Below are 14,989 nucleotides of genomic sequence, written 5' to 3'. Positions count from 1 at the left end.
TCTGCTACTTGATGCATATCAAGTAGCAGATGACATTCAAGAGGTAGGATCGGGCTCATCAATGTCTCGGATATCGGGACTTCGTCGCTGCACAAACTTCAACCATTGCCACTTCTTTTGAAAAGCCCAACATGCCGCCAGATTTCGACACCATCGGAAGTCATTCTGCGGCCGGTGTCGGGAAGAAAACACTACCTCCTGGAGCGCCTGCAATCAGTGCACAGAATGTCGGCAAGTGGTTCGGCGAAGGCGATGCCAGGACCGTAGCGGTCAACGGCGCAAGTTTTGATCTCCATTTTGGCGAGATGCTGTTTATCGTGGGGCCTTCTGGAAGCGGCAAGACCACCTTGTTGAGCATCATTTCGGGGATATTGAAACCGAATGAAGGTAGCGTCATCGTCAACGGCCAGGATATCTGGCGTCTCGACAAGGACGATCTCGCGGACTTCAGACTGAATACGATCGGTTTTGTCTTTCAGGACTACCATCTTTTTCCGCGCCTGACCACGGCAGAGAACGTGGCGATCCCTTTGATTCTCAAGAAGGAAAGCTGGAGCCGCGCGCTCGCCGAAGCAAACAAATACCTGGAGATCGTCGGACTCAAGGAACGGGCCGAGTTGCCGCCGGTGAAACTCAGCGGCGGTGAACAGCAACGTGTTGCGATAGCCAGAGCGATGGTCAGTCATCCGTCGATTCTGATTCTGGACGAACCGACCGCCTCACTGGACGGCGACACCGGAAAGAAGATTCTGGCCTTCGTTCACGATCAGGTTCTGAACGAAAAAACATGCATTCTGATTGTGACGCACGATACGCGCATTTTTGAATTTGCAGACCGCATCATGTACATGGAAGACGGGAAAATCACCGGCTTTGATAAGGGGACCATATGAAAAATCGCCTTATTTTCGTCATCTCGGGGCTGGGCCTGCTCGCTGCGCTGGCGGGCGCTTATCTGATGAATCGCACCAGCAAGCCGCAATCCCCTTTGTTTGCTCCCACCGCGAATCCGTATGCAGATGGAATCTTTGCCAACGGTATCGTCGAGAGCGCACAAACCAACGGCTCGAACATCAACATTTATCCGGAAGTCGCCGGCACCGTGGCCAAGGTGGTTGTCACCGAGGGCGACACGGTCACGGCGGGACAAACGCTCATGGTGCTGGACGACACGGCGCAACGGCTTGTCGTTGAGCAGCAGAAGTCGCAGGCCGAGGCGACGCTCGCCGCCCTGGAGGAGCTGAAGGCTCAACCTCGCAAAGAGACATTGGCGGCATCCAAAGCGCAGCTCGACTTGGCGGCGGCGAATGAAAGAACGGCTCAGGATCAGTTCGACAAACAGAAAGCCTCATTCGACATTGAGCCAAGATCCGTCAGCCGCGATGTGCTGGACAATGCCCGGAATGCGCTCAAGACGGCGCAGGCCAGCCGCGAAGTCGCCAAAAGGCAGTATGAGTTGGTGCGCGCCGGCGCCTGGAGCTATGACATCCGCAATCTGCAAAAACAATATGAGGCGTTGAGCAGTTCAAGCAAAGCTGCGGAGGTTCTGCTTGGTAAATACACAATCAAGGCGCCGGTCGACGGTGTGGTGCTTGCGTTGAATACTTCCTCGGGGAGCTACATCTCCGCGCAAGGTGTCTACGATACCTATACGCAGGCAAACAAACCGGCAATCATGATGGGTGGGAAGCAAGACTATCTCAACGTCCGATGCTACATAGATGAAATACTGATCAATCGACTGCCGTCTCCGGGAGTCATCAAGGCGCAGATGTCGATCCGGGGCAGCGGACTTCACATTCCGCTTGAGTTCGTGCGGATTCAGCCCTACGTTTCTCCCAAGATATCTCTGTCGGATCAACGGCAGGAAAGAGTCGACTTGCGCGTCTTGCCCGTTATCTTCAGATTCGCAAAAACCGCCGAGATGAAAATCTATCCCGGTCAACTGGTTGATGTGTATGTCGGCCATAACTAAGTCGTGGCGTTATGCGGCGGGTGCGGCGGTTGCCCACCTGCTTTGCGCATGCACGGTAGGTGTCGATTATGTCCGCCAGCCTCCTCCGATTGAAGCGGGCTATACCATGCAGGATCCGTCAACGACGGTTGCCGACGCCGGTGGAAATGTACAGCGCTTTCATATGGACGCGGCCATTTCAGCCGAGTGGTGGAAGATGTTTCATTCGGAAGGCCTCGCCGAAGCGGTGAATCGCGCCTTCCTTAACAACGCCAGTCTCCAGGCCGCGCAAGCCAGCCTGAAAGAAAGCCAGCACAGTTTGCAAGCCGGTTATGGCGTATTTTTCCCGCAGATCGACGGCAGTTTCTCCGCGACGCGGCAATTGCCCTCCGCTTTCCGGTACGGGGCCGCCAGCCCTGCCGGGATCTTCAACCTTTTTACCCTGGGCGCGGCGATCAGCTATACCTTGGACATATTCGGAGGGCAACGGCGTGCGGTGGAGGCGCTGGGTGCGCAGGCCGACTATCAGAAATACGTCGCACTCGCGACTTACCTCACCCTGTCGGGCAATGTGGTGAATACCGCAATCGCTCGTGCTGCGTACAATGCGCAATACGAAGCGACACAAGAACTTATCCGACGCCAGGAAGAACAAGTTGCCATTGCCGAGAAACAAGCGGACCGAGGCATTGCATCGTATGCGACAGTGCTCAGCCTGCGCAGCCTGCTGGCCAGTTCCCGGGCAGCGTTGGCAACGGTGGCGCAAAAGCGCGACCAGGCAGACCACTTGTTGGCCAATCTGCAAGGTACTACCGCAAGCGGGACGTACACTTCATCGTTTGACTTGGCAGAGCTGGAATTACCGCAAAATCTCCCATTGAGCCTGCCCTCCGAACTGGTGCGCCAGCGCCCGGACATTCTGTCGGCGGAAGCGCAGTTGCATGTCGCCAGCGCTGAAATCGGGGTGGCCACCGCCGCGCTGTTTCCGAGCTTCGGCATTGGCGCCAACTATGCGTTCGGCAACACGAGGTTCGGGAACCTGACGGACTCTTCAAGCAAATTCTGGAGTATCGGTCCCAGCATGGACATCCCGATATTTCATGGCGGCGCGACGTGGTATAAACGCAGTGCCGCAGAAGATGCTTATCAGCAGGCACTCGCCAGTTATCGTCAGACCGTCCTGTCTGCTTTCGAGCAAGTTGCCAATGTACTGACCGCCATCGAACACGATGCCCAATCGATGAAGGCGCAGGCCGAGGCACTGGGCGCGGCGGAACAAACGTTGAAATTGATCGAAGCGAATTATCGCGCGGGGCTGGTTTCGTACCTGGACGTATTGGCCGCTGATAGCCAGTACTATCAATCGAAGATCGCTTACCTGCAGGTGTCGGCGCAACGCTATCAGGACACCACCGCCTTGTTCGTCGCTCTGGGCGGGGGATGGTGGAATGCGCCGCCGCCATTCGTTGAACAACCGGCATCGGTACAGGTGGGTGGGAAATGATATGAACGGCATATACTTGATCGCCTACAAACTTCTCACCAACGACAAAGGCAAGTTCTTTTCGCTCCTGATCGGGATTACTTTTGCGGTGTTCCTGATGGTGCAGATGACGTCGATCTTCGCCGGCATCCTGAATCGATCTTCCGCGACGGTTGCCAATATCGGCGCAGACGTGTGGATCATGGATCCCGCCGTCAATACCGTCGCCAATACCATTCCCTTGCCGGATTACGTGCTCGACGCCGTGCGCAGCATGCCGGGGGTGCGTTATGCGGTACCGCTCTATTCAGGTGGCGCATTGGTCAAGTTGTCCGGCGGCACGTATCAGGCCGTCTCGATACTGGGCTTGGATGACACCAGTTTGTTCGGCCGTCCCGAACTGGAGCAAGGCAATATGCGCGACATTTATACCGAGAACGGATTCATCGTCGTCAACGATTCGGAATACCGGAAACTCGGTTCGCCAAAAATAGGCGCCGAATTCGAAGTGAACGATCATCGCGGTCTCATCGTCGGCATTGCAAAAGTCAGCTCGGGAGGGCTGTTCGGGGTGCCGACGCTGTATACGACATATAGCCGAGCGGTGCAGTACCTGCCGACCACACGTTTTACCTCTTCCTATATATTGCTGCAGTTGAAGACCGCCGATGCAATGCCGGCGATCAGGGCGGAGGTCGCCAAAATGGGCTATCTGGCATTGACCAAGGAGGAGTTCACGCAAAGAATCAGCGACTTCTATACCTACCAGACGGGAATAGGCACCAATATTCTGTTGATGACCGTAATGAGTTTCATCGTCGGCCTGGCTATCTCCGGCCAAACCTTCTACACCTTCATTCTGGAAAATCTGGAGAAATTCGGCGCGCTCAAAGCGATTGGCGCCAAGAGCCGCGAACTGATTTCCATGATTCTTTTTCAGGCGACCTTCACTGCGTTGACCGGCTATGGCCTGGGAGTCGGATTGTGCGCGCTTCTCATCTTCGTCGCTAAACGCGCATTGCCAGATTATGCGTCGCTGATCACCTTCGGAAATCTGGCATTGGCGTTTGCGATGGTGGTATTGATTGCTGCCATCTCCAGCTATATCAGCATTCGCAAGGTGTTGAGAATCGAGCCTTTCGATATTTTCCGGGGATGACGGCATGGATGAAACGCCCGTTCTCAAGAAAGGAGTGGCGCATGATGCACAACAGATATCTGAAGCCCGCAGCCCGGTTTGCTTTGCTCAGAATCGTCATTCTGCTTGTGGGAATGACGAGCGCTTTGTTTGTCTATCAAACTCCGACATCGCCGGCGGATGCGGCGGAATATCGAATCATCGGTGAACACGCCTACCCTATTCAAACCGAAGAGTCGAAACAACACACAGGCGAACTGGAAATGTATGGGGGAAATGCGGCCGTCGTCATCGCCTCATTCAATCGAAGGTTGCACGAGCTGTTCAGGGGAAAAAATCTGGCGTGCATCCTGGCGATATCCAGCCTCGTTCTGGCTGCGGGATGCTTTGCGGCAGCCTGGCGCCTGAAGCGCGATGACTAATGCGTAGGGTGTGGAGGGGTTGTCACGGCGACGTGTGTCATCTTCGCGAGTCGGAACCTGCGCCGGCGTATTTCACGGCAGATCGCGGATGATGCTGTAATTTTTGTCGCTGACCGGCACGAATTCCTGGGCGCGCAGGTTGGTCAGCGTGGCTTGCAGGTTGGCGCTTTTCTTGTTGAAAAAAACCGCGCGGATTTTTTTCTTGATATCGTCGCACAACTGGCCGCGGTAGACGAAGGGATCGAATGGGATGGGCGCCGATTTCCACAGTACGCGCAGATCCGCGCGTTTGACCTTGCCGGCGGCGATCAGCGAACCGAGATTGGCGCTGGCGACGAAGGCGGCGTCGGCTTCCTTGTTCAATACGGCGGCGACCGACTGTTCATGGTTGCCCGAATAGCCGATGCGTGAAAAATATTTGTTCAGCGGTGTGCCGATCTGACGTGAAAAGACATGGGTCGGGATCAGCGCGCCGGATGTGCTCTCCGGATCCGCCAGCGCCAGCCGTTTACCCTTCAGCCCCGCGATGGAGGTGACTGACCCATGCTGGCGCACGATCAGCAGCGAATAATAAGCCGATGCATTGCCTTCGCTGAATGCGTCGGCCATGCGCACCAGCGATGCAAACGGGGTGATGCGCGCATCGTTTCTGTGCGCCGAGACGTAAGTCGCCGGTCCCAGCCGCGCGAGATCGACGGCGCCGGCCAGCAGGCCCTCGGTGACGGCGCCGTAGGAGGCGGGCGTGGAGGCTTCCACCGGGATGCCGAGGCTCTTTTCCAGGTCGCCGAGCAGTGGTTGCAGCGCTGCGCCGTCGTCCTGCAATTCGCCTTGCGGCACAAATGAAAATCGCAGGCGTGCCGGTCTCTCGCACTGCGCCGCCGCTGCATTGCCCAGGCTGCAAGCCAGTGTCAGTGCGAGTGCGAACGCGGCCCGCGTCAGCGCGGCGCTGCTGCGGCATGCATGTCGATGTCGTTTCATAGCGGATCAAATCTCCCTTTTTGCAGCACCGGCTCGATCTGTTCCGCCGAAACGGGCCGTTGCAGATAGAAGCCTTGCACCTGGTCGCAGCCGATCACCTTCAGGTGCATGAGCTGCTCTTTGCTTTCCACGCCCTCGGCAATGACCTTCAGTCCCAGGTTGCGCGCCAGCGAGACGGTCGAGGCGACGATCATGGCGTCGCTGTTGTCGTTGCGGATATCGCGGATGAACGACCGGTCGATCTTGAGCGCGTAGACCGGCAAGGTCTTGATATGGCTCAGGCCGGCGTAACCGGTGCCGTAGTCGTCGAGCGCGATGCGCAAGCCCTCGGTGCGCAGTTTTTCGAGCACCTCCTTGGCGCTGTCGATGTCGTCGATGAAGCAGCTTTCGGTGACTTCGATTTCCAGAAGATAGGACGGCAGCCGGTATTTCTTCAGGGACTCGAGGATGGTCTCCAGCAGCAGTTCGTCCTGCAACTGCTTCACTGATACATTGATGGCCACGGGCAGCAGCGGGATATTGCGTTTGCGCCATTCGGCAAGCTGGCGGCAGACTGCCTTGATGATCCAGTGGCCGAGCGGGATGATGAGATCGTGCTCTTCCGCCAGCGCAATGAAATCACCGGGGAAGATCAGGCCGTGCTCCGGATGATTCCAGCGTATCAGCGCTTCCATGCCGACGATGTCGAAATTCTGCATTTCCACCTTGGGTTGGTAGTAAAGACAGAACTCGTCACTCTTGAGCGCTTGCCGGAAGCGGGCCAGCAGTTCGAGGCCGCGCGCGGCGGAGGCATTGAGCGAAGCGTCGTAGAAACGATAGGCGCCGCTGCCTGCTTTCTTGGCGGTGTACATGGCGGCGTCGGCGCTGGTCAGCAGTTCGTCGACGCTCTGGCCGTCGCGCGGATAGAGTGCGATGCCGATGCTGGTGGTGGTCTGGACTTCGTGTCCTTCCAGGTCCGGATACGGTTCGCTGATTGCCGTGACCAGGTCGCGCGCGATCTCGGCGACGCGTTCTTCGGCGGCGATTTCGGAAATCAGCACGACGAATTCGTCGCCGCCCAGCCGCGCCACCAGGTCGTACTCGCGCAGCACCGCGCGCAAGCGTCTGGCGACGGTTTGCAGCAAGGCGTCGCCGACCGCGTGCCCGAGCGTGTCGTTGATGATCTTGAACTTGTCGAGGTCGAGGAAGAACAGCGCATACAGCTTGCGGCTGCGGCGCGCGCGCGATAATTCGGTGGCGGCGATTTCATGGAACAGCATGCGGTTCGGGATGCCGGTCAGGTAGTCGTGCGAGGCCAACTGGTAGGCGCGCGATTTTTCCTGTTCCAACTGGTCGATCAGGCCGCTTTTTTCACGTTCCGAATACAACAGCTTTTCATAGAGCCGTTTGCGGCGATGCGCGATGTTGACCAGGGCATACGAGAACAACAGGACCGCCAGCGAGATGATGATCGCCTGGTACAGGTATTCGCGATGCGGCTGGGCCAGCCTGCCGAGCACGTAAGCCGGATCGCGGCTGACGATCACGGCCAGCGGGTAACGTTCCAGCTTGCGCTGCACGCCGATCTGCTGCTCCTGTTCGCCTGGCCGCACGGCGTGGATCTCGCCGTCGGCCTTGTTGTCGACCAGGAACAGCGCGTAGTCTTCGCCGGCAAAATTGCTGCCGCCCGACAGCGTGCTGCCGCTCAGCTCCGCCAGTTGGAAGCCGGTGGAATTGAGGATTTCAATGCGGCTGCCGCTGCTGATGCTGACCTCTTTGTAGGTCTTCAGGAAATAGCCGAGATCGAGGATGGCGGTGAAGAATCCCAGCAGTTGATCCTTCTGGTTCTTGATCGGAATCAGCAAGGGCACGCGCCAGGTATAGCCGTCTTTTTTAAGCGGCGGACTGATGATCATCCCGCCCTGGCGCTGTGAATACAGCAGCGAAGAGACGTAGGCCGCATTGATCAGTTGCGAGAATTCAGGCTCCTGCCGTTGGTGCGCCGACGAGTAAACCAGCCTGGCGTCGGCGTCGAAAATCGCCACGCGCAAATAAGCCGAGTCGCCCAGGAACAGCGGCGACAGATAGCTTGAGGCGTGCGCGTCGCCGTCCAGCACGGATTTTCCTATTCGTGAATACAGCAGGGCCTTGCTGAGGATTTCTTCCAGGTTCGAGGAGATGATGGCGGCGACGTTCCTGCTGTCGGAGACGGAGCTTTCGATCGCCAGGGTCTTTTCATTGCGGATGCGGGTGAACGTGATGGACCAGATGACTGCCAGCAGGAAACACGATAGCAGCACATATCCCAATGACAGCCCCCGGCCGTTCTGGAGCGCAGCATTCAGCCATTTCGGCCGTATCGATAGTGGTAACCGCAATCTTCCGCCTCAATTCGGGATGTCCTCGCGGTGGCCGCGAAGCGCTTTTTCCCAAGAGTAAGCGCCAAATATGTCGAATTGATGACAAGGCTGGTATTTATGCAAAGCATGCCGGGCGCCGAAGCCGGCGCCGCAACGGTTGCCGCGGCGCCCAGGCTCAGAGGCGCAGGGGCGCTGCCGCATTGCCATGTGCCGGCAATGCGATAGGGGCGTTCGCGACAGTGATGTTTCGCAACGGTCCGGGCGCTTCCTGCGCCGCGCCGATCCTGAATACGCTGACCACGCCGAGCAGGTTGTCGCTCTGGTGTTGCAGCGATGTCGCCGCTGCGGCAGCCTGTTCCACCAGGGCGGCGTTTTGCTGGGTGACTTCGTCCATTTGCGAAATCGTCTGATTGACCTGTTCGATGCCGATGGTTTGTTCGTGGCTGGCGGTCGAAATCTCGTTCATCACGGTAGTGACGTTGCGGATGCTGTCCACCACTTCGCTCATAGTGATGCCGGCTTGCCGGACCAGGCGCACGCCGGCGTCGGTGCGGTTCACCGAATCTCCGATCAGGCCCTTGATTTCCTTGGCCGCGGCGGCCGAACGCTGCGCCAGGCTGCGTACTTCCGATGCGACCACCGCGAAGCCGCGGCCCTGGTCGCCGGCGCGGGCGGCTTCCACCGCGGCATTCAATGCGAGGATATTGGTCTGGAAGGCGATGCCGTCGATCACGCTGATGATGTCGACGATCTTCTTCGACGATTCATTGATCGCATCCATCGTGTCGACCACCTCAGATACCACGGCGCCGCCGCGCACCGCGACTTCGGACGCCGAGGCGGCAAGCTGGTTGGCCTGCTGCGCGTTGTCGGCGTTCTGCCTGACGGTCGAGGTCAGCTCTTCGATCGACGATGCGGTTTCTTCCAGCGACGCGGCCTGCTGCTCGGTACGCGCGGACAGGTCCAGGTTGCCGGCGGCGATTTCGCCGGACGCGGTGGCGATGGCGTCGGTACCGTGGCGCACGGCCCCGACCACTTTCAGCAGACTGCCGTTCATGTCCTTCAGCGCCTGCATCAGTTGTCCGGTTTCGTCCGTCGTATTTACCTCGATATGGCTGGTCAGATCGCCCGAGGCCACGGTTTGCGCGACGCCGATGGCGGTCGCCAGCGGGCGCGTGATGGAGCGTGAAATCATCCAGGCGCAGAGCGCGCCGAGCGCCACGATCAGCACGCCCAGCAGGATGCTTAGCCGCAAGCTTTTATCGTACAGATCGGCAATCTGCTGGGCGGTGGCGTCGATGGTTTCACGCTGCAGCTTCAGGAAATCCAGCACCACCGCTTCGTAGCCTTGCGCGACGGGTTTGAATTCGGTCTGGTACACCCGCGCGGTTTCGGACGGATCGTTGGCTTGCTTGGCCTTCATCGCGGCGTTCTTGGCGACCTGGAATTTTTCGCGATAGGTTTTGATGCCTGCGTACATTGCCCTTTCCCTGTCGGAAGTCAGTTCGAAGGTGTTCTGGATGGCGGCGGCTTTCTTGGCGCCGGCGGCGATGTCGGCGGCAAACTTGTCAGGAAGCGTGTTGTCGTTGCTTTCGATGATGAAGGAGGTGCGGATGACGGCCGCGCTGATGTTGAAATACCAGTCCGACACCGTTCTTTCCTTTGCCAGCGGCGCGGCCATCATGCGCTGCGTCGCCATCGCCACCTGGCGCATGTTCCAGATGCCGATGGCGGTGGATACGATCGCCAGCGCCAGCACAATGGCGAACCCGATTCCCAGTCTTGTCCCAACCTTGAGGTTTGCAATTTTCATGTCTCTGTTCTTATGGAAATAGTCGTTGATGGATGCCGCGGGCGCGACATCTTTCTTCAGGCCGTCAATACCTCAAAGTACAGCTTTGACGACCATCCCGATCGCTACCAACCCGGCGACGGCGCCGAATCCTTGTTGCAGACGAGGGCCGGACAGGCGTGCCGACAGCATGCGTCCGCCCAGCATGCCGATCAGCGCGCCGCCCGAGAACGGCAGCGCCACGGTCCAGTCCAACTGACCGGCGAGCGCGCTTGAGGCCACGCCCGTTGCCGAGACCAGCGCAATCACGGCAAGCGAGGTCGCGACCACGGATTGCATCGCCAGGTCGGTGTAGCGCTGCAGCGCCGGCACCATCACGAAGCCGCCGCCCACGCCGAGCAAGCCGGAAAGAAAGCCGGCGATGGCGCCGGACAATCCCAGTGCCCGCGCGCAGGGCGTGGTCCAGATGATTTTTCCGGTCTCGGTATTGCGGATGCAGGGGGGATTTTTCTGCAAGGGGCTTGCCTCCGGCGCCGCACTGCGCCTGCTTTGGCGCAGCATGCGCAGTGCCACATACAGCAGCACCGCGGCGAACAGCAGCGTCAGCCAGCGGTTGTCGCTATGGTGCGCCAGCCACAGTCCGGGCGGCGCCATCACCATGCCGCTCGCGGCGATCAGCAGCGACGCCTTGTAGCGCACGATGCCGGCCCGCAATCCCAGCAATGCGCCCAGGGCCGCCGCCATGCCGACCGCCATCAGGCCGATGGGACCGGCCTGGGAAGCGCTGAGCCCGGCGCCGAACATCAATACCGGCACCGCCAGGATGCCGCCGCCGGCGCCCGTCAGCGCGAGGATGACGCCGATGGCGAAGCCGAGTCCCGCATTCAGCAGCATTGCCGTTCTCCTTCGACCTGCGGCGCGGCGCGCATCAGTGCTCCTGCTCCAGGCGCGCCAGCCATTCGTGGCCCTTGAGCATCCCTTCCCAGTACAGTTTCGGCAGCACGCGTTGTTTCAGTTGCCACGCCAGCGACGACGGCCTGGTGCCGTCGATCAGCCACGACGGGAAGGTCGGCGCGACTTTGCCGCCATACAGGAATTCGGCCAGCACGATCTTGCCGCGTTCGACCGTCAGCGGACAGGAGCCGTAGCCGTTGTAATGGTGCAGGCGCTTGTCGGCGCTCTTGCCGAGCCCGGCCAGCACATTGTGTGCGACCACCGGCGCCTGCTTGCGCACGGCCGCGGCGGTCTTGGCATTCGTGGTGTTGGCGACGTCGCCCAGCGCGAAGATGTTCTCGAACGACTTGTGGCGCAGCGTGGCCGGATCGACATCGACCCACCCGACGGCATCGGCCAGCGGACTGGAACGGACGAAGTTGGGAGCGGTCTGCGGCGGCACCACGTGCAGCATGTCGAACTCCTTGACCACTGTGTCTTTCGCGCCGTCGGCGCCGGTGCGGACAAAGGTCGCGGTCCTGGCGCCGCCGTCTACGGCGACCAGGTTATGGTTGAAGCGGAGCTGGATGCCGTAGGCTTCGATGTATTCCATCAACGCCGGCACATAGGCGGCCACGCCGAACAGCACGCCGCCGGCATTGCAGAACTCGATATCGATGTGGTTGAGTGCGCCGGATTTTTTCCAGTGATCGGCAGCGAGATACATCGCCTTTTGCGGTGCGCCGGCGCACTTGATCGGCATCGGCGGTTGCGTGAAGATCGCGCGTCCGCTGCGCAGCGCACGCACGTTTTCCCAGGTACGGGGCGCGGACTGGAATTGATAGTTCGACGTCACGCCGTTGCGGCCCAAGGTCTCGCTGAGACCTTCGATCATGTCCCAGTCCAGCTTGAGTCCGGGGCAGACGATCAGTTGCTTGTAGTGGACCACGCGGCAATCGTCGAGCACCACGGCGTGGCGTTCCGGTTCGAAGGCGGCCACGTGCGACTTCAGCCAGCGCACGCCTGCCGGCATGACCGCCGCCATGGTGCGCACGGTTTCCTCGGGCGTGAATATGCCGCCGCCGACCATGGTCCAGCCCGGCTGGTAGTAATGCACGTCGGCGGCGTCGATGATGGCGATGTCGAGGTCGGGACGGCGCGCCAGCAGGCTGGTTGCGGCGGCGATGCCGGCTGTCCCGCCGCCGACGATGACGATTTCGTAGGTGGCGTCGGCGATGCGAAAGGGCTGTGCGGCGAGGGCAGGCTCGCCGCCGGTGGCGGATGTATTCATGGCATGTGGTCTCTGTGGAATTGTTTGTTTTTATTTAATGGTGGTGCGAAGTGCGGGCGATGTTTCAGAGTGCGTTGATCGGGATCTTCAGGTAGCAAATGCCGTTGTCTTCCGGCTCGGGCAGATGGCCGGCGCGCATGTTGACCTGCACCGAGGGCAGCATCAGCACCGGCGTGGCGAGCGTGGCGTCGCGCGCGGTGCGCATGGCGACGAAGGCTTCTTCGGTGACGCCGTCATGCACATGGATGTTGTCCTTGCGTTCTTGCGCCACGGTGCTGATGAACTGGACTTCGCGGCCGTCAGGCTGATAGTCGTGGCACATGTAGAGGAGCGTCTGCGGCGGCAGGCTCAGCACTTTGTTGATCGAGCGATAGAGGACGTGCGCATCGCCGCCGGGGAAGTCGCAGCGCGCCGTCCCGTAGTCGGGCATGAACAGCGTGTCGCCGACAAAGGCGGCCATGGAGGCGCCGTCGTCGACCACGTAAGTCATGCAGGCCGGCGTATGGCCGGGCGTGTGCATCGCGGTGGCGTTCAGCTTGCCGATGGTGAATTTTTCGCCGTCGCGAAACAGATGGTCGAACTGGCTGCCGTCGCGCGCGAAGCCGACGCCGGCATTGAACAGCTTGCCGAACACGCTTTGTACTTCGGTAATGTGGCTGCCGATGCCGAGTTTGCCGCCGAACAATTGTTTCAGATAAGGTGCGGCGGACAGATGGTCGGCGTGAACATGGCTTTCCAGCAGCCATTGCACGGTGGCTCCGAGTTCGCGCACGCGGGCGGCCAGGCGGTCTGCGCTATCGGTGGAGGTGCGGCCCGATTTGGGATCGTAATCCAGCACCGTGTCGACCAGCGCGCATTGGCGGCTGGCCATGTCCATGACGATATAGCTGACGGTTCCGGTCACTGCGTCATGCAGGCCTTCGATATGCATCGGACTAAGCTTGTCCATAAGAGTGTCTCTTCAAAAAGCATCCTGTCTGCGGCAGGGATGCGGGTTGTCATCGGAAAGCGTTTCAGCAGAATCCGTACCATATGGCCGTATCCTCTTCCTCCTCTTGTTCTAGTCGCTTGTTTTGTATGGTTTTTGTGGATGCGCGGCAAGTATTGCGACGCACGGCGCGGAGCTGCATGGGACTGCCATGACTGTCATGGCACTGCCATATTGACAGTTGTGGCGGAAATGCGGATAGTCGATCCCTCTTATCCCAACGGCGCATCGATGGCGCGAAAGGCGGCACTTCATGTCGACGCATGACAGCTTCGACGGCGATGACCATGACCGGCAGAACCGGCAGGGCGAGTCGGCGAACACGCCGGCGATGCAGTCGCTGGTTTCGTTTCTCGAGCATGAGGCGCAGCCGATGATCGTGCTCGATCCCGATTACAACATCATTGCCGCCAACGTCGCCTACAAGCGCCAGTTCGGCGTTGCCGACCAGCCTTTGCTGGGGCGCAAATGCTATCGCGTCTCGCATCACTACGACATGCCGTGCGACCAGGCCGGTGAGCATTGCCCCATGAAAAGAGCCCTTGAAATGCGCGGCCCGGACCGGGTGTTGCATATTCATCATACGCCGCGCGGACCGGAGCATGTCGATGTCGAACTGCGTCCGATCTTCGACAGCCGCCGTGAAGTGGTGGCCTATGTCGAACGGCTGACTACCGTGCGCAGCGTCACGGCCAGTCCGAACGCGGAGGGCCTGGTCGGCCGTTCCGAAGCGTTCAACCAATCCCTGCATGCCTTGCAGCGCGTGGCGCCGTCGATGTTGCCGGTGTTGCTGCTGGGCGAGTCCGGCACCGGCAAGGAGTTGTTCGCGCGCGCCTTGCACGATGCCGGCGAGAGGGCGCGCGGCCCTTTCGTGGTGGTGGATTGCTCGGGCTTGACGGAGACCTTGTTCGAGAGCGAATTGTTCGGTTACGAGAAGGGCGCCTTCACCGGTGCGCTGGCGCGCAAGCCGGGACTGGTGGAAACCGCCAAGGGCGGCACGCTGTTTCTCGACGAAATGGGCGACATCCCGCTGGCCATGCAGGTCAAGTTGCTGCGGCTGATCGAGTCGGGCACGTTCCGCCGCGTCGGCAGCGTCGAGACCCAGCGCGCCGATTTCCGCCTGGTTGCCGCCACGCACAAGCCTTTGCAGGAGATGGTCGCGGCCGGCGCCTTCCGTCAGGACCTGTATTACCGGATCAGCGCTTTTCCCATTCATTTGCCGGCGCTGCGCGAACGCGTCGACGACATTCCATTGCTGACGGAGTCCTTTTTACTGCGTCATGGCGGCGTCGGCAACCCCGGCGCGCATGCCCCGATAAGCATCCATCCCGCCGCCATGCACCTGCTGCAGCGCCATGACTGGCCGGGCAATATCCGCGAATTGCGCAATGTGCTGGAGCGCGCGCGGCTGTTCGCCGACGATGGCGAAATACGCATCGAACACCTGCCCGCCGGATTGGGAGTGCGGCAGGTTTCTTCATCTGCGGGGACGGGAACGGCAACATTGAGCAGGCTGACCGACGAACAATTGATCGCGCAGGCAAGCAAGTCCGCCGGCACGCGGCGCGAACTTGCGCTACAGCTTGGGATGAGCGAGCGAACCTTGTATCGGCGGCTGAAAGCCCTGGGTTTGTCCTGACGCCATTTTTTCCTGTGCGGTGTCAATTTGCG

At 60.0% G+C, this 14,989-nt stretch carries 12 protein-coding genes; 6 read left to right on the top strand and 6 right to left on the bottom strand.

From position 1 onward, the window contains the following. Window positions 1–131 precede the first annotated feature (131 nt). From RV1423_RS09920 to RV1423_RS09900, 5 genes are read left to right on the top strand one after another with little or no spacing between them, the layout of a single operon-like run. Window positions 132–893 (top strand): ABC transporter ATP-binding protein, encoded by a 762-nt coding sequence (locus tag RV1423_RS09920; RefSeq protein WP_081768770.1) that lies wholly within the window; start codon window positions 132–134, stop codon window positions 891–893. After that, entirely contained in the window at window positions 890–1,975 is a 1,086-nt protein-coding gene (locus tag RV1423_RS09915) for an HlyD family secretion protein (protein WP_034295922.1), read from the top strand. The genes RV1423_RS09920 and RV1423_RS09915 overlap by 4 nt, the downstream gene beginning before the upstream one ends. Next, window positions 1,953–3,458 (top strand): efflux transporter outer membrane subunit, encoded by a 1,506-nt coding sequence (locus tag RV1423_RS09910; RefSeq protein ID WP_231502149.1) that lies wholly within the window; start codon window positions 1,953–1,955, stop codon window positions 3,456–3,458. The genes RV1423_RS09915 and RV1423_RS09910 overlap by 23 nt, the downstream gene beginning before the upstream one ends. Window position 3,459: 1 nt before the next feature. Continuing rightward, window positions 3,460–4,596, top strand: coding sequence for an ABC transporter permease (locus RV1423_RS09905; protein ID WP_034295918.1), 1,137 nt, complete (start codon window positions 3,460–3,462; stop codon window positions 4,594–4,596). 41 nt (window positions 4,597–4,637) lie between these two features. Next, entirely contained in the window at window positions 4,638–4,997 is a 360-nt protein-coding gene (locus RV1423_RS09900; protein ID WP_155835068.1) for a hypothetical protein, read from the top strand. Window positions 4,998–5,069: 72 nt separating this feature from the next. Here RV1423_RS09900 and RV1423_RS09895 read toward each other — a convergent pair whose 3' ends face one another. The 6 genes from RV1423_RS09895 to RV1423_RS09870 all read right to left on the bottom strand — a co-directional run bounded on the left by RV1423_RS09895 (window position 5,070) and on the right by RV1423_RS09870 (window position 13,279). Further along, on the bottom strand, window positions 5,070–5,975 hold the full coding sequence (locus tag RV1423_RS09895) for a phosphate/phosphite/phosphonate ABC transporter substrate-binding protein (RefSeq protein WP_051516595.1): 906 nt from the start codon (window positions 5,973–5,975) through the stop codon (window positions 5,070–5,072). Continuing rightward, complete coding sequence (locus RV1423_RS09890; protein WP_231502164.1) at window positions 5,972–7,870, bottom strand: EAL domain-containing protein; 1,899 nt, start codon at window positions 7,868–7,870, stop codon at window positions 5,972–5,974. Before RV1423_RS09890 ends, RV1423_RS09895 begins: the two co-directional genes overlap by 4 nt. 619 nt (window positions 7,871–8,489) lie before the next feature. Then, window positions 8,490–10,127, bottom strand: a complete 1,638-nt coding sequence (locus RV1423_RS09885; RefSeq protein ID WP_081768768.1) for a methyl-accepting chemotaxis protein — start codon at window positions 10,125–10,127, stop codon at window positions 8,490–8,492. 72 nt (window positions 10,128–10,199) lie between these two features. Continuing rightward, entirely contained in the window at window positions 10,200–11,000 is an 801-nt protein-coding gene (locus RV1423_RS09880; protein WP_034295914.1) for a sulfite exporter TauE/SafE family protein, read from the bottom strand. A 34-nt stretch (window positions 11,001–11,034) separates the two neighbouring features. Next, complete coding sequence (locus RV1423_RS09875) at window positions 11,035–12,330, bottom strand: FAD/NAD(P)-binding oxidoreductase (RefSeq protein ID WP_081768767.1); 1,296 nt, start codon at window positions 12,328–12,330, stop codon at window positions 11,035–11,037. A gap of 64 nt (window positions 12,331–12,394) precedes the next feature. Continuing rightward, window positions 12,395–13,279: an MBL fold metallo-hydrolase gene (locus RV1423_RS09870; RefSeq protein WP_034295911.1), complete on the bottom strand. Its 885-nt coding sequence runs from the start codon at window positions 13,277–13,279 to the stop codon at window positions 12,395–12,397. A gap of 370 nt (window positions 13,280–13,649) precedes the next feature. Between RV1423_RS09870 and RV1423_RS09865 the strand changes: the two genes are divergently transcribed. Then, a complete protein-coding gene (locus tag RV1423_RS09865; protein WP_034296085.1) occupies window positions 13,650–14,957 on the top strand; it encodes a sigma-54-dependent Fis family transcriptional regulator in 1,308 nt (435 codons plus the stop codon). The last annotated feature ends 32 nt before the right edge of the window (window positions 14,958–14,989 follow it).

Source organism: Herbaspirillum sp. RV1423 (genome assembly GCF_000577615.1).
GTDB lineage: Bacteria > Pseudomonadota > Gammaproteobacteria > Burkholderiales > Burkholderiaceae_D > Herbaspirillum.
The sequence above is the reverse complement of the archived record's forward strand: the minus strand, read 5'-3'. Positions and strand labels throughout refer to the sequence as shown.